26 protein-coding genes are annotated in these 24,648 nt (G+C 54.8%); 21 read left to right on the plus strand and 5 right to left on the minus strand.

Translation table 11 applies throughout. The annotated features are described in order from the left end of the window. The first annotated feature begins 278 nt into the window (after positions 1 to 278). The 5 genes from ACQGXV_RS09000 (at position 279) to ACQGXV_RS09020 (ending at position 6,649) form a co-directional block, all read left to right on the plus strand. Complete coding sequence (locus ACQGXV_RS09000; protein WP_440866203.1) at positions 279 to 2,978, plus strand: replication endonuclease; 2,700 nt, start codon at positions 279 to 281, stop codon at positions 2,976 to 2,978. Positions 2,979 to 3,115: 137 nt separating this feature from the next. Next, positions 3,116 to 3,838: a DNA adenine methylase gene (locus ACQGXV_RS09005; protein ID WP_440866204.1), complete on the plus strand. Its 723-nt coding sequence runs from the start codon at positions 3,116 to 3,118 to the stop codon at positions 3,836 to 3,838. 116 nt (positions 3,839 to 3,954) lie between these two features. Beyond that, positions 3,955 to 5,349, plus strand: a complete 1,395-nt coding sequence (locus tag ACQGXV_RS09010) for a Fic family protein (protein ID WP_440866205.1) — start codon at positions 3,955 to 3,957, stop codon at positions 5,347 to 5,349. Between the two features lie 477 nt (positions 5,350 to 5,826). Then, positions 5,827 to 6,192, plus strand: coding sequence for an IS630 transposase-related protein (locus ACQGXV_RS09015; RefSeq protein WP_440862584.1), 366 nt, complete (start codon positions 5,827 to 5,829; stop codon positions 6,190 to 6,192). Next, positions 6,116 to 6,649 (plus strand): IS630 family transposase, encoded by a 534-nt coding sequence (locus ACQGXV_RS09020; RefSeq protein WP_440862665.1) that lies wholly within the window; start codon positions 6,116 to 6,118, stop codon positions 6,647 to 6,649. Before ACQGXV_RS09015 ends, ACQGXV_RS09020 begins: the two co-directional genes overlap by 77 nt. An 85-nt stretch (positions 6,650 to 6,734) precedes the next feature. Here ACQGXV_RS09020 and ACQGXV_RS09025 read toward each other — a convergent pair whose 3' ends face one another. Then, complete coding sequence (locus ACQGXV_RS09025) at positions 6,735 to 7,799, minus strand: phage portal protein (protein WP_440866206.1); 1,065 nt, start codon at positions 7,797 to 7,799, stop codon at positions 6,735 to 6,737. Continuing rightward, positions 7,799 to 9,523 (minus strand): terminase large subunit domain-containing protein, encoded by a 1,725-nt coding sequence (locus ACQGXV_RS09030; RefSeq protein WP_440867347.1) that lies wholly within the window; start codon positions 9,521 to 9,523, stop codon positions 7,799 to 7,801. Before ACQGXV_RS09030 ends, ACQGXV_RS09025 begins: the two co-directional genes overlap by 1 nt. Positions 9,524 to 9,681: 158 nt before the next feature. Between ACQGXV_RS09030 and ACQGXV_RS09035 the strand changes: the two genes are divergently transcribed. The 16 genes from ACQGXV_RS09035 to ACQGXV_RS09110 all read left to right on the plus strand — a co-directional run bounded on the left by ACQGXV_RS09035 (position 9,682) and on the right by ACQGXV_RS09110 (position 20,873). After that, on the plus strand, positions 9,682 to 10,518 hold the full coding sequence (locus tag ACQGXV_RS09035) for a GPO family capsid scaffolding protein (protein ID WP_440866207.1): 837 nt from the start codon (positions 9,682 to 9,684) through the stop codon (positions 10,516 to 10,518). A gap of 23 nt (positions 10,519 to 10,541) precedes the next feature. Beyond that, entirely contained in the window at positions 10,542 to 11,597 is a 1,056-nt protein-coding gene (locus tag ACQGXV_RS09040; RefSeq protein WP_440866208.1) for a phage major capsid protein, P2 family, read from the plus strand. A 42-nt stretch (positions 11,598 to 11,639) separates the two neighbouring features. After that, a complete protein-coding gene (gene gpM / locus ACQGXV_RS09045) occupies positions 11,640 to 12,515 on the plus strand; it encodes a phage terminase small subunit (RefSeq protein WP_440863367.1) in 876 nt (291 codons plus the stop codon). Positions 12,516 to 12,612: 97 nt separating this feature from the next. Beyond that, positions 12,613 to 13,107: a head completion/stabilization protein gene (locus ACQGXV_RS09050; protein WP_440863366.1), complete on the plus strand. Its 495-nt coding sequence runs from the start codon at positions 12,613 to 12,615 to the stop codon at positions 13,105 to 13,107. Further along, positions 13,107 to 13,307, plus strand: coding sequence for a tail protein X (locus ACQGXV_RS09055; RefSeq protein ID WP_195315501.1), 201 nt, complete (start codon positions 13,107 to 13,109; stop codon positions 13,305 to 13,307). Before ACQGXV_RS09050 ends, ACQGXV_RS09055 begins: the two co-directional genes overlap by 1 nt. Beyond that, on the plus strand, positions 13,298 to 13,600 hold the full coding sequence (locus ACQGXV_RS09060; protein WP_440863365.1) for a phage tail protein: 303 nt from the start codon (positions 13,298 to 13,300) through the stop codon (positions 13,598 to 13,600). Before ACQGXV_RS09055 ends, ACQGXV_RS09060 begins: the two co-directional genes overlap by 10 nt. Then, positions 13,584 to 14,129: a lysozyme gene (locus tag ACQGXV_RS09065; RefSeq protein ID WP_440867348.1), complete on the plus strand. Its 546-nt coding sequence runs from the start codon at positions 13,584 to 13,586 to the stop codon at positions 14,127 to 14,129. The genes ACQGXV_RS09060 and ACQGXV_RS09065 overlap by 17 nt, the downstream gene beginning before the upstream one ends. A 192-nt stretch (positions 14,130 to 14,321) precedes the next feature. After that, a complete protein-coding gene (gene lysC, locus ACQGXV_RS09070) occupies positions 14,322 to 14,672 on the plus strand; it encodes an Rz1-like lysis system protein LysC (protein WP_440863364.1) in 351 nt (116 codons plus the stop codon). A gap of 9 nt (positions 14,673 to 14,681) precedes the next feature. Further along, the gene (locus ACQGXV_RS09075) at positions 14,682 to 15,140 is read left to right on the plus strand and encodes a phage tail protein (protein WP_440863363.1); all 459 of its coding nucleotides are present in this window, start codon (positions 14,682 to 14,684) and stop codon (positions 15,138 to 15,140) included. After that, entirely contained in the window at positions 15,137 to 15,775 is a 639-nt protein-coding gene (locus ACQGXV_RS09080) for a phage virion morphogenesis protein (RefSeq protein WP_440863362.1), read from the plus strand. The genes ACQGXV_RS09075 and ACQGXV_RS09080 overlap by 4 nt, the downstream gene beginning before the upstream one ends. Then, positions 15,772 to 16,353, plus strand: a complete 582-nt coding sequence (locus ACQGXV_RS09085; protein WP_440863361.1) for a phage baseplate assembly protein V — start codon at positions 15,772 to 15,774, stop codon at positions 16,351 to 16,353. Before ACQGXV_RS09080 ends, ACQGXV_RS09085 begins: the two co-directional genes overlap by 4 nt. Continuing rightward, the gene (locus tag ACQGXV_RS09090) at positions 16,350 to 16,718 is read left to right on the plus strand and encodes a GPW/gp25 family protein (protein ID WP_440863360.1); all 369 of its coding nucleotides are present in this window, start codon (positions 16,350 to 16,352) and stop codon (positions 16,716 to 16,718) included. Before ACQGXV_RS09085 ends, ACQGXV_RS09090 begins: the two co-directional genes overlap by 4 nt. Further along, positions 16,705 to 17,601, plus strand: coding sequence for a baseplate assembly protein (locus tag ACQGXV_RS09095; RefSeq protein ID WP_440863359.1), 897 nt, complete (start codon positions 16,705 to 16,707; stop codon positions 17,599 to 17,601). The genes ACQGXV_RS09090 and ACQGXV_RS09095 overlap by 14 nt, the downstream gene beginning before the upstream one ends. Next, positions 17,594 to 18,202 carry a phage tail protein I gene (locus ACQGXV_RS09100; protein ID WP_440863358.1) on the plus strand — a complete coding sequence of 203 codons (609 nt, stop codon included), beginning with the start codon at positions 17,594 to 17,596 and terminating at the stop codon, positions 18,200 to 18,202. The genes ACQGXV_RS09095 and ACQGXV_RS09100 overlap by 8 nt, the downstream gene beginning before the upstream one ends. Beyond that, positions 18,199 to 20,241, plus strand: coding sequence for a phage tail-collar fiber domain-containing protein (locus ACQGXV_RS09105; protein WP_440863357.1), 2,043 nt, complete (start codon positions 18,199 to 18,201; stop codon positions 20,239 to 20,241). Before ACQGXV_RS09100 ends, ACQGXV_RS09105 begins: the two co-directional genes overlap by 4 nt. Beyond that, complete coding sequence (locus tag ACQGXV_RS09110) at positions 20,241 to 20,873, plus strand: tail fiber assembly protein (protein WP_440866209.1); 633 nt, start codon at positions 20,241 to 20,243, stop codon at positions 20,871 to 20,873. Before ACQGXV_RS09105 ends, ACQGXV_RS09110 begins: the two co-directional genes overlap by 1 nt. Before the next feature lie 102 nt (positions 20,874 to 20,975). Here ACQGXV_RS09110 and ACQGXV_RS09115 read toward each other — a convergent pair whose 3' ends face one another. Genes ACQGXV_RS09115 through ACQGXV_RS09125 form a run of 3 tightly spaced genes read right to left on the minus strand, consistent with a single transcriptional unit; the run spans position 20,976 to position 24,648 of the window. Next, complete coding sequence (locus ACQGXV_RS09115) at positions 20,976 to 21,452, minus strand: phage tail protein (protein ID WP_440863355.1); 477 nt, start codon at positions 21,450 to 21,452, stop codon at positions 20,976 to 20,978. Between the two features lie 15 nt (positions 21,453 to 21,467). Continuing rightward, the gene (locus ACQGXV_RS09120) at positions 21,468 to 24,506 is read right to left on the minus strand and encodes a phage tail tape measure protein (protein WP_440863354.1); all 3,039 of its coding nucleotides are present in this window, start codon (positions 24,504 to 24,506) and stop codon (positions 21,468 to 21,470) included. Continuing rightward, complete coding sequence (locus tag ACQGXV_RS09125) at positions 24,493 to 24,648, minus strand: GpE family phage tail protein (RefSeq protein WP_195315513.1); 156 nt, start codon at positions 24,646 to 24,648, stop codon at positions 24,493 to 24,495. The genes ACQGXV_RS09120 and ACQGXV_RS09125 overlap by 14 nt, the downstream gene beginning before the upstream one ends.

Raw genomic sequence — 24,648 nt, forward strand, 5'->3', positions numbered from 1 at the left:
CAATGAAATGACTTTATATACAGAGAAGTATCAATTCAAAAACGACAGGCTGCTTATGAAATTGCTACGGCAGAAAGGCGCGGAAAATTACGTGAAAAAATACCTTGCCAAAGCACGGTAGTGAAAGGCGGCTCACGCCGCCTTCGCTTATTTCTTGAAAACAAACAACGAATCATATTTACCGGGAAAGGGATTATCAGCATGCAGATCGACAAGCCCCAAACCAGTGATACCCATAGCGAGGCGTTTAACAGCACTGAATATCTGGAAGGCACAGAATGACCACGGCAACCCGTGGCCGTCACGCTCCATCCCCCCCACTGCCTTACCCCGGAAACGCTGAGGCGTTCACCGGGGTTTATTCATGGAATGCCCCCCGCGCCGCCATTGAACCGCCACCAGGACTTATCCGCGACAATCAACGTCTCAGGCTCCAGTTAGCAGAGCAATTAGCCCGCGCTCAGGAAACACTTAATCGTCAGCCCGGTTTTGTACAGCGCCGGATACGCGAAAAGATGGACTGGATCGAGCGCGGAGCGAAGACCAAACCCGAAGGGATTCGGCGAGCTAATAACTTTTTGATGAATACCTTCATCAAGAGGGTAATGCCACGCCTGGATCAGATAAATGGCCGCATGGCGGTATCCGTGCACGTCAGTGATACCGCTCCGCTGGCAATAGACTTTAACTGCCTGCCGGGCAGTGGGCGCAGAAGCATAAATACACTGGCCCGCGCGATTGTTGATTTTATTCAAGCCGAGGTCAGGCTGATTATCGGTGACGACGATTTCAACCTTACCAGCAACGATGCAATACCCGACAGCCTTTATGCGCAACAGCTACTTGATGCCTACCGCCGCGCAGCGGTCATCACCCAGCGTTTTCGCCGTACGCCACCGGGCCAGGCTGTTTTTGATAAAGCCGATATCCATGATGAAAGCATTGGCGACATTCTGGATAAATTGATTGGCGATATCTTTCGCATGTGCAGTGAAAAATGGTGGCTTAGCCAACTGACTATTCACGCCAAACGCTGGCGCGAGGCGTTGTTTATCGCCCTGGGTGAAGTCAGTAAGAAAAAAGGTAAAGCCGCATACGCCAGTCATGACGCCAGATGTAACCACCGCGAACAAAAACGCCGTAATCATGAATTCCTTAAAGAAATGGAACTGGAGGATGAAAACGGCGAACGCGCTTCACTGATTGACAAGGTGTACGCCAGTGTTGCCAATCCAACAATCCGCCGTCATGAACTGATGGTGCGCGTTCGCGGCTATAACGATGTGGCTGATCAGTTGGGTTACGAAGGGGTATTCCTGACACTGACTGCACCGTCTAAGTATCACGCCACTACCCGGCACGGGCACTTTAACCCCAAATGGCGTGGCGCACTGCCCAATGAGACACAGCGCTATTTTTCCCTGCTGTGGGGGAAAATCCGCGCCAAACTGGGGCGCAAAAAACTGCCTTATTTTGGTGTCCGTGTCGCGGAAGCCCATCATGACGGCACGCCCCACTGGCATATGCTGCTTTTTATCCAGCCGGAACACCGAGGCCTGATAGTTAGCATTTTTGATGACTACGCCTGCGAGGAAGATGATCACGAGCTGATCAATGCCAAAGCGCGTAAAGCGCGTTTTTACTGCGAAGTTATCGACAAGAAAAAAGGCTCTGCCACTGGCTATATCGCCAAATACATCGCAAAGAATATTGATGGTTATGCCCTGGACGGCCTGCTGGATGACGAAACGCACCAACCTATGACAGAAAGCGCCCGCGCAATCGGGGCATGGGCTTCCCTGTGGGGCATAAAACAGTTCCAGTTTTTGGGAAGCGTCCCGGTCAGCCCCTGGCGGGAATTTCGCAAACTCAATGATCATGATACGGCGATGGGGCTGAGTGCCGAGTGTGCCGTCGTGCACGATGCCGCCAATGCACCCGACTGGGCTGCTTATGTTATGGCTCAGGGTGGCCCTTTCGTTAGACGCGCCGATCTTACCGTGCGCCCCTGGTATGAAGCGCGAGAAAAGCCCAACGACTACGGCGAGATCGTCAAGCGCATACGTGGCATTTACATGCCCGAGATAGGCGAGGCTTGCCCCATCGTCACTCACATAAATGAATACAAAATCGTCCCCAAAAAGCGCACCGGCGACGATGGTGTTACGCCATCGGGTTTAGCCGTTGACGTGGCTCTTGACGTTGGGGGCGTCTCTGCGCCCTCTCGGAGTACTGTCAATAACTGTACGGTGCAACAAAAAATTAACAAATCAGTGCCACCCGACAATAACGCCGTGATCGATGATTTTGACCGTCTTGATCATAAAGAACGGCACCACCTACGCCTGCGATTGCGCACTGCACCTCGTGAAAAAGTGAAAAATCCCCTGTTACAAGCTGCGTTGGCGCTTACTACCCCGCTGAAGGATGACGCCTGGCCGAAAGTGCGAGCGAACACCTCAGCGGAGCGGATGATGTTTTTGAGATCGCAAGGGGATAACAGATCGCCGGGAGAACTTGAAAAAGCCTGGGCTGGCAAAGTGGCAGCAGCGCGAGAGGCTACCGCCCGCATCTACCGTGAAGTCGCTACGCAGTGGGAGCGAGAGCAGCGATCAATTACCCGTAAAGAAACACCGGGAGAGGCCATGTTGTCACGCGGTCTGACACCGCTGGAATACCAGCTAGATACGTTTGCCTCATCAATCGGCCTGTCTGTTACCGAAACACAACTAAAAGCGTTGACGGCGGGGGCGGTTCTGCTGGTTGAGGGCACGCGCTATCGGGCCAGAAAAGATGGTGTGCTTTATATCGTCGGCACGCCTGAAAAACCGAACAAACAAGAGGGCGCGCTCTTCCAGCGCCTGAAGGAACAGTTCGGACGGCAAAAGGTACTCAAGCGCCTAATTGACCGTCATTGCCTGCCGGAAGAAGAAACACCTGATGATCCGATTGTTTGGAGCGGCCCTTATGCCCGCTAAATACCGTGTTCGTCAGCCTCAAACCAGCCGGAATGCACAGACAGAAATGTCTGTTCTGGCCAACGCATCGAGCACAGTCAGAAATGACGTCGCTGAAGCACAGTTAAAAACATCTATGTGGTACCACAGGGGGATAAATGAGCTATCTGGGAAGCAAGGCAGCATCTGGCGCGTATCAGAAAATCATTGCCAATATGCCGCCGCATGATACTTACATTGAAACTCATCTGGGCAGTGGCGCAGTGATGTTCCATAAACCGCAAGCATTGCGGAACTATGGCGCAGATTTGGATGAAACCGCGCGTACACAGACGTTGCAGCGTTGGAAAGACCGTGGAATTAAGCCGCCTAGCCTTGATTTTTTTCACGGTGATGCAGCCTATTTTCTGGAAAGCCTGAAACAGAACGGGTCGATAACTGGTGTGCCAGCTTTTACCAAACTGGGGAGGGTGCTGGTCTATTGCGATCCGCCTTATATGCCTGAGACTCGCACCAGTCGCGCCCGCTACCGTTATGAATATACCGTTGCCGATCATGGGCGCTTGTTGGCCTGCCTTATGGGTCTGCCGGAAAACGTCAGCGTAATTCTGTCTGGTTATCCATCACCGTTTTACGACGAGACGTTAACAGGCTGGCGCAGTATGGAATTTCAGGTCATGACGCGCGGCGGGCCGCGCACGGAACAATTATGGATGAACTACCCTGACGGTGCGGCGTACAGTGCGGCTTTTGCGGGAAAAGACTATATCGATCGGCAACGCATCAAGCGCAAGGCGGAACGGTGGAAATCCAAATATGCCGCGTTGCCCCCGGCGGAACGGCTGGCGATCATGACTGCGCTCAATGAAGTAGATGGATAATAAACGGGTGTTTTATCTATTTTGCTGTCGAAATCACTATAAAATCGGCAGCTAGGTGATTTTGTTGTATGATTTACGATGAAAATGAGCAACAAAATACAAAAAAGGGTACTCACATGAAAAGCCTGATACACATCCCGCCAAAGCGCAGTGAACTGATACATGACCTGAATCAGTGCCTGAACATTCTTGATCCCGAGTTCAGGGATGGTCTCGCGGCTTATAATATTCGCGGACTGACAGACGATGCCATACTCGACCACAAAGGGCGTTACCTTCACTGGGATGACATAAAAAACAGGCACCAGGAATACGACATAGCCCTGGCAAAATGGTCAATTATCAAAATAGCCCGTAAACCCTTTTTTGCGCCAGCTTTCGGCTATGGTGTCAGTTACATTGCAACGCCCAACCTCACCCGCATCGCCTCACTGGTGGATCAACGCTGCACAACCCCAGGGCTGAATGCGCTTATTGCCACCTACAGGGTAACCGATGACAGCATTCTGGATTTTGCTGATGAGGAAAGTATTGCCTCCAGTCAGTTGGAAGGGGCGGCAACAACCCGCGTGATCGCAAAAAAAATGCTGAGGGATGGCAGAAAGCCACGCACAGAAGGCGAACAGATGATTATATGCAATCGTCGCCTGATGAATATGGCCTGGTCACACAGACATGAAGACATGTCACTCGATCTGCTACTTGATTTTCACCGGGAAGCAACCACGGGCGTTGATGATAAAAACTATCACCCGGGAGAACTCCGCACGACTGATGATGTATGGGTCGGGGATGATATGGGAAATGTTATCCATCGCCCACCGGAAGCCGCTGAAGTCATGGAAGCTCTCCGTTCGTTGCTATTGTGGGCGAATATGCCACACGAAAAAGAGACGGCATGGAAAAGCTACATGCACCCCATGACCAAGGCGATCATCCTTCATTTTTATATTGGATACATACACCCGTTCTACTACGGTAACGGCAGGGTTGCACGCGCGCTGTGTTACTGGATGCTGTTCAGAACGGGTTATTCCGCTTTCCGCTATATATCCATCTCAAAACTGTTGAAAGAGGCCCCAAAAGAATACGCGCGGGCATACCTGAGAACTGAAACCGATGATATGGATCTGACCTACTTCATTGAATATCAGACCAGGATTATCGCGCGGGCCGTTAACGACCTTGTCGCTCATGTTGAAACTTCAGCGTTCCGGCTTCAGGAGCTGCGCACGTGGATGGCAGACACGGGGCTGTTGACGCACCTGAGCGATTTACAGATGAGTATCGTCACCTCGGTGATCTACTTCCCTGAACGTGAACACACAATAAAAAGCGTGACCGAAAAATACGGCGTTGCCAGAAGCACCGCTCAGGTTGCCCTTGAGTCCCTGGTCAACGCCGGAATAATGACAAAAGCAGGAGGTTCGGGGAGAACGCCGGCAACCTATACCGGGCGAAAATCACCGGAAAAACTGAAAGCGGGCTTGCTTAACTTGCAGCACGATTAGCCTGATGACATACGGTGGAACGGCTGGCGATCATGACTGCGCTCAATGAAGTAGATGGATAATGTTACTGGCGTTTTTTTTTTGCTTCTCGATATGACAATTCTCACTGCACAATGCCGCACAATTTCGCACAAATTTTTTGATGCTATTTTGACCCTTTTCGCCCTGTGTCGGCGCGGTTTGGGCTGAGATCTGCACGTGCACAAAAACACGCAGGTTTGCTGCGCGCAGGTGACGGGGGAAGAGCCCCCGCGAAAGGGGGTGGGTAGGGTCGGCTTGATCCCTCAATATGCTGATGGATTTCCGCCATGCTGCGTGATTGTTTCGCGTTTGGAGAGACCGCGCGCAGACTCACACCATCGCCTCACAGCGTGGCGTTGAGGCGCATTTGTGCGTGGGTGTTTTATAGGGGAAATGCGGGTACTTCAGCGGGCTTGCGCTATAGCTAAACGACTTAATTTTGATTACATTATTTAAATGAGCTATTCAATTGATTTTAGACGTAAAGTGATATCTACACGGAAAAACGAAGGGTTGAGTATCCGAGAAACAGCGAAGCAATTTCGGATTGGCCCTGCCTCTGTATCGCGTTGGATTAATCAAATAGAGTCAAAAGCATCGACCACGCGTCAGCGAAAGATCGATAAATCCGAGTTGATAAAAGATGTTGAACAATATCCAGATGCTTACCAAAAAGAACGTGCAGAGCGTTTTGGCGTTTGTCAGAAGGCCATTTGGCAAGCGCTTAAAAAGCTGGGATTGACCTATAAAAAAAACTCTACGTCATCCGAAAGCCGACGAAAACGCCCGGCAGGGATTTCAACAAAAAAAACAACAGTATGAAAAAGAAGGTAAACCTATTGTTTTTATTGATGAAAGTGGTTTTTCACACGATGCCCCACGGACTCACGGCTATTCCCCAAAAGGTCAACGGTGTTTTGGCCTGAAGAACTGGGGAGCTAGGGGAAGAACAAATGTTATCGGCGCTTTATTAGGCACAACGCTGTTTGCTATCGGATTATTTGATATCAATATTAACAGCGATGTTTTCTATGCCTGGGTCACACAAGTCCTTATCCCAGTACTCCCTAAAAACAGTGTAATCATGATGGACAATGCCACTTTTCACAAAAAACATAATATTCAACAAGTCATCATCGATGCAGGGTATATGGTGGAGTATTTGCCTACATATTCGCCAGATCTTAACCCAATTGAGCATAAATGGGCACAAGCAAAAAGCAAAAAAAGAGAGATGGGTTGCGATACAGAGAGTTTGTTCTCAGTCCATATGGTGTAATCAAAATTAAGTCGCTTGGCTATATCGCTGGCGTCAATACTTTTGAAGGAAAAACCGCCACAGGGCGCGGCGGTGAAGTGGGTGATTATTCAGCCTTCAGCAAGGCGTAAGGGTTGAAGCGGATCACTTCCATACCCAGCCAGTCATTCACATGCTTCAACGCTTCCATGACCGGCATCAGTTCGTTGATGGCAAACACCCGCGCCGCTTTTTCAACGTCACCGAATGAGCCGTTGCCCTCCGGCATGGCCCCCATCAGTTGCGGCGGCACACGGTGCGCGGCAAGGATGTCATCGCGGGTAACCGATTTGATATTCAGGAATTCATCCTTGGCCGATATCTGACTGAACGGGATGATTTGTACCCCCTTCTCTCCCCCGCCAGGCGCGTGCAATAGCAGGTTTTTAAAAGCCCCTTTGCCGCGCGCGTCGGTCAGCGTCTTTTTCACGTTATCCATGCTCTTGTCATCAACCTGCGATGCACCGATGTAGATGATGCACCCGGCGTGCGATCCATTGTCGTAGTAGAGTTTGCGGAACATGTCGGCGGAGTGTGACAAGCTGGCCGACAGCATGGCCCCGATGTACTCCGGCATGCCGTAGATTTCCTGATGAATATCCGGGTTGATCACATGGCACACGCTGCCGGTATCAAACTGATGTTCGTCTTTCCACTGACGGATAAACCAATAGGTTTCCAGGTCACTGCCACGCCGGGTGTACTTGGCCGGGACATGGCGCAATGACAGCACACCGCCGAGGCGGTTGATCCTGCGCTCAAGGTAGCCATTGCCAAACACGAACCAGTCCAGCACAAAGGCGGAGAACGCCTGCCGCGATAACAACGGGTGCGGAATAAAACACCCGGTCAGCGCATTGCGTTTGAAATAAAGCGCTGACTGATGCCAGGACGCGCTACCGAATGAACGCGCCAGCCCGTACCAGTCAATCGGGGTTTCGTAATAACGCCCGTTATCCGCGCAATACATGTTGTCCAGCAGGTCATAGCTGTCACGCACCGGATAAGGGCCGTCGAACGTGAACGCGCTTAAACCGGGTTCGCTTTTCAGTGCGGTAGCAACGTCCGGTTGCGTGGCCGTGTCGGAAATGGCTGTGCTGGCCGTCCGTGTGTAGTGCTGTTTCTTGCCCATCAGAACTCCATAGCAAAACCGCCGCCGAATTCCTGGCCGAGCGGTTCATTGATGATTGATAGCATGGTTGACCAGGCCAGATCGCCGTGATTTGAACCGCGCGTGCGGTCAGAGTCATAGGTAATAATGCCGCCGGGGGTGGTGATGCGGCGCACAGTGTTAAAGGCTTTGATAAGGGCTTGTTCGCTGCGGTCATACTCCCAGCGCCCCGCGCGGATCACCTGCAACATCTTCAACACCAACGCGCGTTTTGACGACACCGACATCAGATAACAGACAGCCGCCGGAAAGAACTTTTTCACCAACTGCCAGACCGCTTCCCCGATGCCGGTGCCGTCAATGGCAATGTGCTGTACGTTGTATTTGAAGGTCAGCGCCTCGATCACTTTGGCTTGTTCTTCAAACTCAAGCCCGCGTATCTGCTGGGTTTCGATGGTGCGGAATTTTCCCCCGGCTACCAGTGGCGGCACGGTCACAGTAATGCCACCGCTGTCACCGTTACCGCTGCCGCCGTTGGCGTCATAACCAATCCACACCCCGCGATCGGCCATGGGGCGGGAAGCAAACGACTTCCAGTCCGGCCACTCGTCGTAACCGTCTGCGCCGCAACTGAACAGCAGGTTAAGGTTAAAGGCGCTCTCCCCATCACGCACGAAGTCACAGCAATACAGATTCTGATATTCGTCCGGGCTCTTCTCATCCTTGATTTCTTCAATATCGGTGTATTCCCAGCCGTGATCGATAACGTCTTGCAAGGTAACAATCTGCCGCCAGGTTTTATCGGGGCACAGCAAGCCGCTGTTAAGTGCTTTCCAGGACACATCAAATTCAGCTTTTTGTGCTTTGCTGCGTTTTTCATTCCAGCGTGCGCCGGTCCAGAGCGGGTAGGCCTCATGGGTTTCACTGGAGGGGGTAGAAAAATAGGTGCGGGTGAGTCCTTTCAGGGTTGCCATGGCCCCGGCGACACTGCTCAGGTTGGCAAAGTTGCTTGTCCAGAAGAATTCATCAAAGAACAGGTTGCCGGTATAAGACTGTGCGCTAGCAGCAGCGGTGCCGAGAAAATGCAACTCCGCACCGTTACTCAATACAATTTTATCGCCGCCTTTTAATTCAACATCGACCTCTTGCGCCGCCTGTTGAATAAAGCCCCGGAACTGAAGCGCCTGGCGGCGAGACGCCGACAAAAAGATTTGGTTGCGCTGATAGCCGTATTTCACATCATCACGCAGCGCTTGCAACAGGGCTTCACGGGCAAAATACCAGGTTGCGCCAATCTGGCGCGACTTCAGGATCATCCGGTTACGGCGTGCGCGTTCTGCGTACCACCCCGTTTGATGCCAGGCCAGCGAACCCAATATCTTTTCACGCAATGCGGCGATCTGCGCTTCTGAAAAATGGTTCTTGGCCTTGCGCTGGCGCGGTTTCTTGCCGCCTGCGGCTTCTGCTGGCTGGCCGTCGCTCAGCGTTTTCAACTGCCGCGTTAGGGCGTCCATTTCTTTCAGGTCGCCGCCGGTCTTATTCGGCTTTTGCGCAAGCTGGCACAGGCGTGTATCGATGGATTGGCTAACACGCTGGATGGTCGGCGTTTCGTCCCATTCGTCGCGTTTCTTCCAGGCATACACCGTGTTTTGATTGATACCCATCAGGCGCGAGATTTCCGCCGGTGGGTAACCCTGCCAGTAAAGTTGTTTTGCTCTTAGCCTTACAAAAGCGTCCTGGATCATGCGCTTTCCCCCTTTGCCGGGAAAGATTACCGCGCGCGCGATCCTGTCTGCGCTGCCTTTCGGGTCTGGCGCGTCTGCGACAACAAAACCGCGTTGAGACAGCAAGTTACGCTCTGCCATCATGATGCCACTGACACCACATGACAGGACAAACAGGCATGAGCGCAACAACCAAACCCGCCCGTAAAAAATTCCGGGTCGCTGTCTCCGGCTCGACCGTTGACGGCCGCGAAATCAGCCCCGAACACTTGCGCGACGCCGCCGCCAGTTACCGCACTGATGTGTATGGCGCACGCGTCAACGTAGAGCACTACCTTTCGATGCTACCTAATAGTGACTTTGGCGCGATGGGGGATGTGACCGCGTTAAGCACGGAAGATATTAGTGAGGGGCCGCTTGCCGGACGCACCGCACTCTATGCGGAAATCGAACCTTCAGCGCGCATGAAGCAACTGACCGATGAAGGCAAAAAGGTTTACTCCAGTATTGAGTTACATCCTCAGTTTGCGCTCAACGGCAAGGCGTATGTTGTGGGGCTTGCCATGACCGACACCCCGGCCAGCCTTGGCACTGAGCGCCTCAAATTTGCCACCCAGCAACGCGCCCAAATCCAGGCATTCAACCAGCAGCAAGGTGAAGCGCCGCTGTTTTCTGACGCCCTCGAGGCGGACATCGTTGAACTTGCCAGCCAGCACAGCGATGAGGGGAAGCAGTGGTTTTCCCGCATGATGCAGATCATTGGCAAGGGCCGTAAATCTGACAGCGAACACTTCACCCAGGTACGTGAAGTGGTGGAGAACGTCGCGCAATCCCATGCTGACCTGCTGGATAAATTCAACGATCTGACGACGCAGCGCCAGCAGGACGGCCAGACAATCCAAAAACTGACCAGTGACCTCGCCGATTTGCGGAAAACGCTGGGCAACACCGATGCCAATTTCAGTCAACGGCAACCGGCTAGCGGCGGCGAAAGCGCGCAACTGGCTGATTACTGATACTCACAACGAGAACAGAGAACATGGAAAATAATACCCGCCAACTGTTTGATCAGTACATCGCACGGCAGGCACAACTGAACGGCGTATCCACTGCTGCCATTGCCGCAAAATTTGCAGTAGATCCAGCCAGCCAACAGCGCCTGGAAACGAAAGCGCAGGAGAGTGATTCTTTCCTGAGCAAAATTAACGTTTTCCCCGTTAATCAGCAGATCGGACAGAAAATACTTATTGGTAGTAAAGGCCCGATGGCTGGCGTTAACAACAGCACTACCCATCGTCGTAACCCTGGCTCAAATCATTCAATGGAGCCATTCGACTATACATGTCGAAAGGTTAACTACGACTACGGGATTGGCTATGAGCAATTGGATGCGTGGGCGCATATGCCGAACTTCCAGCCGCTGATTAGTCAGGCAATGGCCCGACAGATGTCACTTGACCGCATCATGATTGGTTTTAACGGTACTAAATACAGCGATCCTTCTGACCGTGTAGCTAACCCTCTTTTGCAGGACTGCGGTATCGGTTGGCTGCAAAAAATTCGCGCCGAAGCCCCGCACCGCGTCATTTCCGGTGTGACGGTCACCGCACGTGATGAAGATAACAAAATTATCGCCAAAGGCACCTACGGCAACCTGACGGCTGCTGTGTATGACGCCAAAAACAGCCTGATGGATGAATGGCATAAGCGTAACCCGGATAACGTCGTGATCCTTGCGGGCGATTTGCTGACTACCAACAACTTCCCGGCAGTCAATGCCATGAGTCAGACAAACCCAAATACCGAAATGTTGGCCGGTCAGCTGATTGTTGCACAGGAGCGTGTAGGCAATATGCCGACCTTCATCGCGCCTTACTTCCCGGTAAATGGTGTGCTGATCACACCATTCAAGAACCTGTCAGTTTACTACCAGCGTGGTGGCCTGCGCCGAACGATTAAGGAAGAGCCGGAATACAACCGCATCGCAACGTACCAATCATCCAATGATGACTTTGTGATCGAAGATTACGGCAACGTAGCCTTTATCGACGGCATTAAGTTTGCGCAGGCGCAGTCACAAAACGGCGGTGAGTAACAGCCAGGCGGGGGAAACCCGGCCCTAACGGGAGATAACGCGATGCTGACACCAGCGCAGCGACATTTTCAGCGAGTAATGGCCGAACGGCGCGGGCAGGTTGATGAGCAATCGGACATCGCACGCACGGCCCATGAAGAGATATTGCACCGCCTGCGCCTTGATATGGCGTCACTGAGCCGGGTGCAGTCGGACGTCACCAAAGCCGACATGAAGAAAGCCATGCTGCCCGCCTATGCGGGCTGGATTGACGGCACGATCGAGGGTGACAGTGGGCGTCAGGATGAAGTGATCGCCACCTTGATGGTATGGGCGGTTGACTGTCAGGACAACGCACTGGCGCTGAAGCTGGGGCGCTATGTGGTGAGGCATGGCCTGTCTTTGCCTGCCGACCGGTTCCGCCGCGATGCGGTCACCGTATTGGTTGAGGAAATGAGTAACCCGGTGCTGGCACTGGCAACCACCGACGCAGAGGCCGACCTGAGCGGCTATACCGCGCCGCTGGATGAGGTCGCGGAAATTGTCACCGGCAAAGATATGCCCGATGAAGTGCGCGCCAAGCTGTGCAAAGCCCGTGCGTTCTCGCGTCGCGCAACCCGCGATGCCGAAACCAAGGGCGAAGTGCTGAAGTTGTTCCGTGAGGCTATCAGCCTCAACCCTAACGCCGGGGTGAAAAAAGAGATCGCCGGGCTGGCACGTGAGCTTAAGACGCTGATGCCCGCCGGTGATCAAACGGCTACGGATGACGCAGGCCAGGAGGACGCCACGGTAACCGATACCGTTGATGCCTCCCGCATCGCGCCAACGGCAGCCAGTGAAAACACGGCGGCGGCCAAACGCACCACGGTGCGTAAAGGTACGCGCAAAACGGCAACGGGGAAAACACCCCGGCCAGGTAAAACCACCAAACAGCATTAACGACTTCGGCCCCGTCCGACAGGCGGCGCGCGCGGTTTCCTGCCCGTTACGGTCTTTTGACCGCGCGCCCACCGCCTGACTTTTGGGAGATGTGATCATGAGCCTGGTAGCACAAAAACGCGTTACCCCTGCGGACAGTGACGTGCCAGACATTGACGATGGCGAGGCCAGCGTGAGCGCCGGTGATTTCTGGCCGCCTATCCTGCTGCGTGAATTGCGTCTTGCGGTGCGTATCACGGGCGGTATTACCACCACGCGCCTGATGCATGTTGCTACAGAAGCGGTGATCCACGTTACCGATCAACTGGCTGACTGGCAGCACGTGCAGGTATCCGCCGGTTATCCCACGTTGCAGGCCGTACCAGCGCGTGAGGTCAATAGCGAAAACGTGAAGGTATACCGCTACAAGAATGCGGTTTACGCCCTCAGTCGTGCGGCATTGTTAGAGCGTCATCGCGATGTGGATACCACGCCAAAAGGTGACAAGGAAACGGACACCTTCGAAAAGCAGGTTGACGATCTGTGGCGTGATGCGCGCTGGAGCATTGCCGATATTCGCGATGCGCAACGACTGTTTGCCGAGTTGTGCTGATGAGGGTTAACGCGCTTCAGGGTGACACGGTGGATCTGCTGTGTTACCGCCATTACGGCACGTCGCAAGGGGTTACCGAGCAGGTGATTGCCGCCAATCCGGGCCTGAGCCGTCAGATTTTCCTTAACGCCGGTCAGGCGGTGGAGTTGCCGGACATTACCCGCAAAGCAGAACAGGAAACGGTGCAGTTATGGGATTAAGTGATTTGCAACGCCTGAATGACTGGGTGACCTTCGCCATGTCAGCCATGGTCACCGGTATAGGCGTGATGACCGTCAGTGAAAAAGTGGCGCTCGCTGGCCTGATTGTCGGTGTGATCACCGCCTGGCGCGCCTGGCTGTTCCGGCGTCGTATCGAGCAGGCACAACGCCGCCGTAATGATTTGATTGAGCAGATATTACGCCAGGCTGAACACCGCAGCATGACAGAGTCAGAACGCCGTGCCGTTGCCATTTTGCATCAGGGAGACGTTGACGATGAAAGCCATTGTTAAACGTTGCTCTATCGCCCTGATTGTTGCACTCGGCGTCACGCTCACCCCTGGCGCTTTGCGCACCTCGCCGGAAGCGCAGCAAAAAACCGCCCGTTGGGAAGATTGCCGCCAGTCGGCCTATTACTGCCCGGCGGGTGTGCTGACGGTGGGGATTGGCGCTACCGGCAAGGTGCAAAAACGCGAGTACAGCAACGAAGAGATTGCACGACGCTGGGTGAACGATATGCAGCGGGCAGAAAACTGCATCAACAGCAGTTTTGAGGGGCAAGCCATGCCGCAATCGCCCTTTGATGCAATGACCGATGCGGCGTTCAACGTCGGGTGTACCGGCCTGATGTGGTTTACCAACGCGCAGGGCAGCAAGCAGCGCACCACGATGTGGAAACATGCGCAGGCGCATGAGTGGGTCGCGATGTGCGGCCGGTTAACCGACTTTGTTAACAGCGGCGGCCAGCGCTCCACGGGTCTGGTGGATCGCCGTACCGACTTCAAAGCCTGGTGCCTGCGCGATGTGAGTACCACGCCATGAAGCGGGTTGCCGAGCTTGGCGTGTTGCTGGCATTGGCCGTTGCCGGTTTGCTGTGGCAGACCTACCAGCGCGGCATTGATAGCGCCACCCGTGAGGCGTTGATGACCCGCGCTAACCGGCAGAGGGCAGTCCTGGCAGAAGTGCGGGCGCTGAGTACCGACACGCAAAAGAGGCTGGCCGAGATACGCGCCCGTGACCAACAACGCAATGCACAAGGGGAAGAACGCCGTGAACAGATGGGCTCTGCTATGCAAGCCGATACGTGCGCTAACACTGTTGTGCCTGCTGCTGTCAGCGACAGCCTGCAACAACGTGCCGCACTCCACCGCGGGAAGCATCGTGGCGGAGCCGATACTGGAAAGCCTGACCAACCCGACGCCGACACCCGCACTGCGCACGCCGGTGACCTGGGGCGGGATCGCACTGTGGAGTGATCAGTTGCGTGACGCGCTGGACACCTGCAACGACGACAAAGCCGCTATCGGCGATCTGTATCTGCGCCGGTTACAGCGTATCAATGCCGCAGCGCAAAGCGCCCACTAGGAGAACACCATGCTGAAAATTGATTCATTGCGCGATGCGCTGACCACGGCTAACACCTGGTGCCGTGCCAATCCTGAAGGGTTTACCGTCTTTGTTGAAGAGGGCGGCATTGAAACCACGGGTGAAACACCGTCCTTTGTCTATCGCTATTCACTGGTGCTGTTTGTGATGAATTTCACCGGCGACATTGACGATGTTGTTTTGCCGCTGATGGCCTGGCTATGGCAAAACCAGCCTGATTTGCTGCTTAACCCGGAAAAAAACCGTGATGTGAAATTCACTACGCTTATCAACAACGACGACAGCGCCGATGTGCTCTTTGAAATCCCGGTACGGGAACGGGTAAAAGTCGTGCGTGCCGATGATGGCACCTTGAACGCTGAGCACTTACCGGAACCCCGTCCGAGACGAGGTAGTAGCGAATGGGATGCGGTACTTCAGGATGTGAAACGGAGCGATCCGGTATGACAGATAACCGCTTTCACGCACTGGATGCCGTCTTTGATGACATGCTTTCCGGGGTATCTGCCGCTGGCCGCCAGAAAACAGCGCGCCAGATAGGCCAGGCGCTGCGCCGTAGCCAGCAACAACGCATCAAAGCACAGCAAAACCCCGACGGATCCGCCTATCCGACTCGCCGCCGCAAGGTATTGCGTGCCCAGCAAGGGATCTCGTTTGTCTGGCAAGGCCAGGTGCGCCACCTGAAAAACTGGCACGGCGCGCGCGGCAAGTATGGCCGCACCCTGACCGGTTTTGATACTGAGCGCAACGATATTCGCACCTTCTACCGCAGTGACATTGAGCGTTATATCGACATCAACACCCAGGCGGTACGGCGCACAACCACCCAAAAAGCCCCTATGTTTCAGCGCCTGCGCGGTTATCGCTTTCTGAAGATGCGCGCGGATAGCAACGGGGTGCGCGTCGGCTTTGACGGCGTTGCCGCCCGTATCGCACGGGTACACCAGTTCGGCCAGCACGATCAGATTGGCCCCGGCACCTTTGCCAAATACCCGGTGCGTGAATTGCTGGGCCTGTCACCCGCCGACCGACAGGTGATTGAACACGCCGCGATCAACAGCCTAGGGAATGCCGCCCGATGAGTGCCGAATTAATGCGCCTGCTGGCGAATATCTTACGTGTTGGCGTGGTAGCGGAAGTGAACCCGGAAACCTGGCGCGTGCGTGTCAAAAGCGGCGAGTTGCTCACCGACTGGTTACGCTGGAATACCCAACGCGCCGGTGCGTTCAAGGTCTGGATCCCGCCGTCGATTGGCGAGCAGGTCTGGTTAGGGTGTCTCGGCGGTAACCCGGAAACCGCCGTCATTATCGGCAGCCTGTACAGCGACGAGAACCCCGCGCCGGGTAGCAGTCTGCAAGAGATTGTCATTACCGCGCCGGACGGTGCCCGCTTTCGCTATGACGCTGCCGCCGGTGCACTGGAAGCCGTCGGCATGAAAACCGCACGGGTGAGCGCAGCAACCCGTATTACCCTGGATACGCCGGAAGTGATTTGCACCAACAAGCTGACGACCGGCACGCTGGAAGTACAAAAAGGCGGAGAAATGCGCGGCAGCATTGCACACAGCGGCGGTGCGTTTACCTCCAACGGCGTGCAGATTGACAATCACGGGCATGGCGCAGTGCAGCGCGGTGGCAGTTGGACGGAGGGCACCCAATGAGCGCGCGTTATACCGGCATGAACCCCGACGGCGTTGGCGTGCTGACGGATACCGATCAGCTATGGCATTCCGTGCGCGACATTCTCACCACGCCGCTGGCGTCTCGCATCATGCGCCGTGAATACGGCAGTCTGGTGCCTGATTTGCTGGATGCGCCGCAGAACGCCACAACACGACTGCAATTGATGAGCGCGTGCGTGATTGCCCTGGCGCGCTGGGAGTCGCGGATCGCGCTGAATGCAGTCGATATCCGGTTTTCACCCACGGGCGCAACAGAGGTGGAACTGTCCGGCCTGATCACCGAAAGCATGCAAACCGTGCGCACCACAGTGCCGCTCAAGGGGGCATCCAATGGCAACCGTTGACCTGTCGCAACTGCCCCAACCGCAGATCATTGAAACGCTAGATTTTGAAGTGATCCTTCAGGAGGTTAACGCGGTGATGATTGCGGCGTTTCCGGTGGAGCAACGCGCCTCAGTGGCGGCCGCGCTTGAACGGGAATCCGAGCCGTTAAACGTGATCGCGCAGGTCATCGCCTACCGTGAAATGATGTTGCGCCAGCGGATTAACGAAGGGGCGGCGGCGTGCATGCTCAGCCACGCGGTGTCCTCGGATCTGGATAATCTGGCGGTGAATCTTGACACCCAACGCCTGACCATCACCGAAGCCACTGATACTGCTGATGCGGTGATGGAAAGCGACAGCGCATTCCGTCTGCGCGCGCAATCTGCCTTTGAAGGGTTAAGCGTGGCGGGCCCGACCGGTGCCTATGAATTTTTTGCCAAGAGTGTGAGCGGCCAGGTGGCCGACGCTAAAGCAATCAGCCCGTCACCGGCCACGGTAGTGGTATCCGTTCTCTCGACGCAAGGGGATGGCAGTGCGTCAGACGGGTTGCTGACACAGGTTAACGCGGCGCTCTCTGCGGAAGATAAACGCCCGGTGGCTGATCGGCTGACGGTACAGAGCGCAGAGATCATCAGCTACGCGATAAACGCGCGGCTCTACCTCTACCCCGGCTCGGGCTCGGAGCCCATCACCCATGCCGCACAGGATTCACTGCGTGACTGGGTGAGTAACCAGGGCAAGATTGGGCGTGATGTGGCCCGCTCCGCGATAATGGCCGCCTTGCATGTGCAAGGTGTTCAGCGCGTTGAAATCATCACGCCTGCACAGGACATGGTGATCGGTGACACTCAGGCGGCGTATTGCACGGGTTTCACCCTGCTGGAAGGGGGCACGGATGAATAACGATCTGTTGCCCCCCTCTGCCAGTGCCTTTATGCGCCATGCCGCAGCGGCCAGCCACATCCTGACGGAAATGGCGGTCGATCTGAATACCTTGTGGGATGCGGAGAAATGCCCGCTAGATCTGCTGCCCTTTCTGGCCTGGGCGTTGTCTGTTGACCGCTGGGATAAACGCTGGTCAGAGCAAACCAAGCGACAAGTGATTAAGTCTGCCTGGTTGATACACCGCCAGAAAGGCACCATTGCCGCGCTGCGCCGGGTGGTCGAGCCGTTTGGTTACTTGCTGCGCGTGATCGAATGGTGGCAAACCGGCGGCGTGCCGGGAACCTTTCACCTTGATATCGGTGTGCAAGACAGCGGTATTACTGAAGAAACCTTTTTAGAGATTGAGCGGCTGATTGCTGACGCCAAGCCGCTTAGCCGTCACTTGCTGGGACTCAATATCACGTTGGATACGCAAGGTGCGGCCTATGTCGCGGCCAGCGTTTACGACGGCAATGATTTGACCGTATACCCCTATTTCCCTGAAACCATCACCGTGTTTTCACCGGACTGCATCGGTGCAGGCATTCACGTGATTGATACGATGAGCGTAACCGTATGAGTACAAAATTTTTTGCCCTGTTAACCAACATTGGCGCGGCCAGGCTGGCAAACGCGACAGCGATCGGATCACGTCTGGATATCACCCATATGGCCGTCGGTGACGGCGGCGGCGTATTACCGACGCCAAACCCGGCACAGACCACGCTGATTAACGAGAAACGCCGTGCGGCCATCAATAGCCTGCGCGTCGATCCCGACAACGCCAATCAGATTATTGCCGAGCAGGTGATCCCGGAAAACGAAGGGGGTTTCTGGATCCGTGAACTCGGTCTGTTTGATGCCGAGGGAAATCTGATTGCGGTTGCCAACTGTGCCGAAACCTATAAGCCGCAGTTGCAGGAAGGCAGCGGACGCATTCAGACCGTGCGCATGATTTTGATTGTCTCCAGCACAGAAACGGTATCACTCAAGATTGATCCGGCGGTAGTGCTGGCAACGCGTGGCTATGTGGATGAGGCCATCGCTACCCATGAAAAAAGCCGTAAACACCCGGATGCCACGTTGAAAGAAAAAGGTCTGGTGCAACTGAGCAGTGCCACCGATAGCGCCAGCGAAACGCTGGCCGCCACGCCCAAAGCCGTGAAAGCGGCGAACGATAATGCCAATGGGCGCGTACCGTCTGGACGCACGGTAAATGGTAAAGCGCTGTCGGCAGATATTGCGCTGGGCGCTGCTGATGTTGGGGCGTATACCAAGGCGGAAACCGACACGAAAGTCAATGCGGCTACTGATGCGGCCAATAATGCCGCGACGGCTGCTGCCAGTGCCAACGATAACGCTGATAGCCGTGTACCCGCACGGCGCAAGGTGAACGGCAAGGCGCTGAACGCAGATATCACGCTGGCTGCTGGCGATGTCGGGGCATACTCCAAGGCGGAAACCAACACCGAATTAGAGAAGAAGGTAGATACCACTCAGTTGCAGAAGTCGCAAGATGACACAACAGCGGGCGCATTGGTTATCAATGGTGGGCATGGACTTGGTGCAAATGCTCGCCCTCGTGCTGCTGGTGCAACTGGCGGCGCTGCGGGTTGCGGGTTCTTTAGCTATCAAGCTAACAACGCCGATAATCCCTTTGGTGGCACGGGAGCATCGGGGATTCATGTGCAGGAGTCCACAACCTACGGTTGGGATTTGCTCGGGCGTGATGGTGGTGGCATGGATTTCAGGCTGCGCCAGATAAATAACGGCGTTGCAAGTGCATGGTCTACGCTGTGGACAAGCGCAAATCTTGTTAAGCAATCAAGCGCATTTGACGGAACAACGGGTTCTGTGATGCTTAACGGCGCGTGGGGCTGGGGCGGTAATGGTCAAGCCGTTAATTATAATGAAGCCACATTGTTAGCTTGGTTTAGAAGCGCCAGCACAGGAAGCCGTGTTTTTAGAAATGAATCAGGCGCGAACCCGTACAGCAAAAGGTATTCTCCTTCATTCATAATTAGATCCGGTGACACATGGGCTGCAATGTCTATTGGGTATGCCGTCTCTGGGGACTCAGGCGGAATTGTTGTTACCTCCGGGAACGTTCTTGGTACTGCAACCATCAGCCAAGAATTGTGGACAAACCAAAACCTACCAAACCCTATATCAGCATCGGAGTTTGCAGGTATTCCGCTCCCGTTCCCTGGGGCTGTTGCTCCATCGGGTTTTCTGAAATGCAACGGACAGGCGTTTGATAAAACAACCTATCCGATTCTCGCGGAGCTCTACCCATCCGGTCATTTACCTGACCTGCGCGGCGAATTTATTCGTGGCTGGGATGATGGGCGCAAGGTTGATACCGGACGAGCGTTGCTGTCATCTCAGGGCGATGCGATTAGAAACATCACAGCCACCAGGAACGGCGTTGCGGAATGGTCCGACGGCGAAGACATGGGGGCATTCTCAACAGTATTTAAACATGAAACCCAACTCGCTAAGGGATCCGGTTTTTGCCAATGGGGTAGCCTGACTTTTGACGCATCAAAGGTTGTCCCTACGGCAGCAGAAAATCGCCCACGCAATATTGCCTTTAACTACATTGTGAGAGCAGCATAATGAGCAACTATTCCACTGATATTGAGACTGCCGAATTAGGCGAAAACGGACTCAGCAAAAAAGCTGGCTGGATCACTGTCTATCATGTCAATCAATACACTGGTGAATACCAAAGCGCGAGCATGGAATACCTCATGCTCGGTGTAGGCCTTCCCGCACACAGTTACCCCGATAAGCCAGAGTTACCGCCTGCTGGGCAAGCTCTACGTCGCACGGTGGATGGCAAGTCGTGGGAGTTCTTGCCAGATTATCGCGGACAAACGGTTTACAGCACGGAAATGCGACAGGAGCAGACGGTTACTCAATTCGGCGAACTGCCGGATAATGTCACGCCGCTGAAGCCAGAAAGTGAGTTTGATACGTGGGACGGTAAAAAGTGGGTGACAGACACGCAAGCCCAGCAAGCGGCAGAATCACACGCTGCGCAGCAGGCAGCGCAACAAGCGTTAACCTCACGCCTTGCCGTGGCGAATGCGCGTATTCTGACATTGAGTGATGCGCTGGATCTGGATATGGCAACTGACGAAGAGAAAGCAGCGTTAACGAAATGGAAAACCTACCGGGTGATGTTGAACCGTATTGATGTCAGTACTGCGCCTGATATTGACTGGCCGCCTGTGCCACAGAAGTAATATTCCGCACGTAAAAGCCCGCCACACTCGGCGGGCTCTGTTTATCGAGTACAGTTATTTTTATCTATGCTTCAGCACGGTCAATACCGACTGTGCTGGCCATCAAAATAACCCTTTCACCGCGTTCACCGCATCGTTAGCGCTACTGCGTGCATTGTCCATCAGATCGCTGAATGACGAGGATTGCAGCCGCTCGCGCAAATCTTCATCACAGCGCTGAAAGCTCAGCGAAAACGCTATCTTTTTCGCCTTGCCATAGCGGTCAAGTTCGGTGCGCGTTGTCTGCATGCCGGTGAGCACATACATGCCATAAATCTGCCCGGTGCCCTCAATCAACGGCCAGGGGCGGCCGCTGTACGCCTGGGTATTCAGAGCGGTTAATGACAGCTCGCCGCCGGTGATTTCCGGGTACAGAACGCCGTCCAGCGTGATCTGATCTTCCCCCGCGCCGATGTACTGCCACTTTGCCGAGCGGTTAATACGCTCATTTTTAACGTGCCGCCATTGCTTTGACTGGCGTAGCTGCTGGTGTGGCAAGGTTTTCAGTTCAAACACAAACAGCCCGTAAACCATCATCATGGTGACTTTCTCCAGTTAATCCGCGTCTCTGAAACTGCCGCGCTTCATCCGCTCAAAGCGCGCCAATTCAGCGTTAAGTTTTTCACTGACAATGCGCCCGATTTCGCGCGCGTCCTGCCGCTCTGCGCCGTGCAGATGGACATGGATTTCAGGCGGGAGCGCGCCCACTGCGGAAGGTAACGCCGGTGCGCGGTTGACGGGGGCCACCGGGGGAAGCGCTGCCTGAAGCACGGGTTGCGATGCGGCAACCACCACGGGGCGCGAGGCGATCGCCGCAATATCAGCATTAGGTTGCATTGCCAATGTGGCGGGGCTGGCACCGGTTTTAACCGTTGGCAGGCTGGCAAGCCGGGATCCCTGCCACTCACCCCGCACCGCCAGTGCGCGCGGCAGGTTTTTAAAGATGATATCGCCGGGGCCGATCTTCTTCGTGTTGTCAGCTGTCGCTTTGGTGTTGCTGTCAATATTCTGCAACCGCCGCATTGTGCCGTTATCACCGGTTAGCGGCGGTTTGTATCCGGGGGGGAGAGGGGGCCCAACAAACGGACTATTTCCGTCTGGTTTGGGTGACCCGTTCCAGCCCTTTTGCACCATTTTTTTCTGCTGCGGATCCCATTCCCACATAACGGGATCCTTCTTCAGGCTTTCCGCCTTGATGCGCGCCGCTTCCAAACCGGACGGGATAAGGTCGAGTTTTTCCAGTACCCAGCCGATCCCCTCCATCAGTTTTTGCAACGGCCACAACAACACAGTGAGTGCGGCACCTAACACCCGGCCAAAGGTTTCACCGGCTGACGTGCATTTTTCCAATGCCTGACGGCTGCTATCCACCGGTGTGAACAGTTTCATAAACCCGTCCCACACTCGGCTAACCGCATCACCAATGGCACCGAAAACCAGCGTCAGGGTAAAAAACGCATCGCGGAACGGCGCAAGCTGCTGCATGATGCCGCTGAACATACCGCTGAAAAAGGCTTTGATAGGCTCCCAGTTACGCCAGATAAGCACACCGACACCGACGAACGCGGCACCAATCAGCCCTATCGGGCTTAACAGCGCCGACAGCGCACCACCCAGCAGGGACACCGCACCGGTGATAATGCCCCCTATCGCAGGCAAACCGGTGAGCCGCAACAACAGACCGCCAATGCCTTTACCCAGCGACGCCAACGCCGAAAGCGGTGAGGTGAATACAGAAAACAGCATGCCGCGCACCGGTGCCAACAGCGCAGGCAACCGGGAAAAGCCGCCCGATAGCGTTTTCATTATCTGCGACCAGTCGCCAACGCGCGCCATTGAACCGCCCGCCACGCCGCCCAGCGTTTGAAACATCGTGATCGCGCCGCCAATGCCGCGCCCACCGGTCAATAACGTAAAACCTAATTGCAGCTTTGCCAGCGGCCCCAGCAATAAACCCGTAGCGAGCGAGGTGGCCCCAATAGCCGCCGTCAAGGCTAAAGCACTGCCGCCAACAATCAGCAGTGTCTGTGTCAGCTTGGGGTTTTCTTTGGCCCATAGCATCATGCGGTTAATAACTTCACTCAGGCCTTGGGAGAGTTGGCGCAATGGCCCATCAATCGTCTCTGCTATTTGAATGCGAAACCCTTCCCAGGCGCTATCCAGTTCTTTTAGATCGCCACCCAGGTTATCAGCCATCACCTTGGCGGCTTTTTTTGCTTCACCGCTGGCGTTTTTCAGTTCTTCCAGCAATTTCTGTAATTCACCCTTTCCGGCTGACATCACCAACGCCTGAAATGATTTTGCGGCTTCTTCACCGGCAATATCTTTAAAGAAGGAGAGTTTATCGGTATCGCCGTACTGACTGATTTTTTTGTATAGGTCAGTAAGAACCACTTCGGCAGGTCGCATTTTTCCTGCTGTGTCAGCGACTTCTACTCCCAACTCTTTAAGTGCATTTTTTGCCTTGCCAGTGGGTGCAGCAAGACGTGAAAAAGTAGTCTGTAAGCCCGTACCGGCAAGACTTCCGCGCAGGCCCACATTAGCCATAACGCCGATCATGGCTGTGGTCTGTTCTACGCTGACGCCAAGATTAGAAAGACCCGTACCGGCGTATTTCATCGCCTCACCGATATTCCGTAAGTCGGTATTGGTACGAGTGAAAGCGCCGGTTAGCACGTCACTGACGCGATCCATTTCTTTAGGATCAAGGCGGAACTGAGAAAGAATATTTGAGCTAATATCGGCGGACTCGCCTAAACCCATACCGCCGGCCAGCGCCATATTGAGCACGCCAGGCAAGGCCGCCTGGATAGCCTGTGGGGTAAAACCGGACATGGCAAGGAACGCCTGGCCGCTGGCCGCGTCGCGGGTGGTAAAGGCCGTTTCTGCACCGAGTTTTTTCGCCTGGGCCCGCAAGGCTGACAGTTGCCGATCGTTCTTATCCAGCCGCGTGAGCGCCTGGACGCGTGACATTTCCTCATCAAAGCCCACCGCAGGCGCTAGGAACTGCCCGCCCATATAACCGCCCGCCGTTGCACCCGCTACCGCCATGGTGCCGCCATTACGCCTCTTTTGCGCGGTCTGCTGCATGCGGTCATAGCGTGCGCGCGCCTGCGTTACCGCGGCCAGTTGCCGCCGCTCTCGCTCTAACGTTTTATTGTATTGTTCAGTGCGCCGGATGGCGCTTTGAATGGTGGCCGTGCTTCCTGTCAGCGATACGCCATGACCGCGCAACGCCTGCGCGCTGGCACGCAATTTAACCATTTCCTGATCGCGCGTCGCATTAAGGCGTTCCATTTTCGCCGCCAGGGCGGCCATCTGTTCGCGCTGTTTGTCTGTCAGTACGGTGCCGTTGCGTTGGGCCTTGTTGAGTCCGTCCAGAGAACGGCCCGCCTCATCAATCTGACGCGAGGTTTTTTGCACGCTGTCGCGCAGGCGGTTAAAGGTTTTTGACTGCTTGTCCAGATCGTTAATGGCGGACTGGGTTTTCTTGAGGGATTCAGTCAGACCGCCCGCACTCTGGCGGGCGGCATTGACCGGGCGGGTTAAACGGTCTATCGCGCTGAACGCAACGCGGATATCAAGGCTTTTCATCGTCACTGGCTCCACTGCGGATAGCCGCCCGTTCGCGCCAGGCTATCACCTCGCCCAGATCCATGCTGAAGAGTTCAGAGGGCGGCCAGTTAAAAACAACGGCAATATCGGCGACCAGATCGTCAATCTGGTCAAACAGCAG

Origin of the sequence: Symbiopectobacterium purcellii (assembly GCF_052050035.1) — a bacterium.
Classification (GTDB): Bacteria; Pseudomonadota; Gammaproteobacteria; order Enterobacterales; family Enterobacteriaceae; genus Symbiopectobacterium; species Symbiopectobacterium purcellii_A.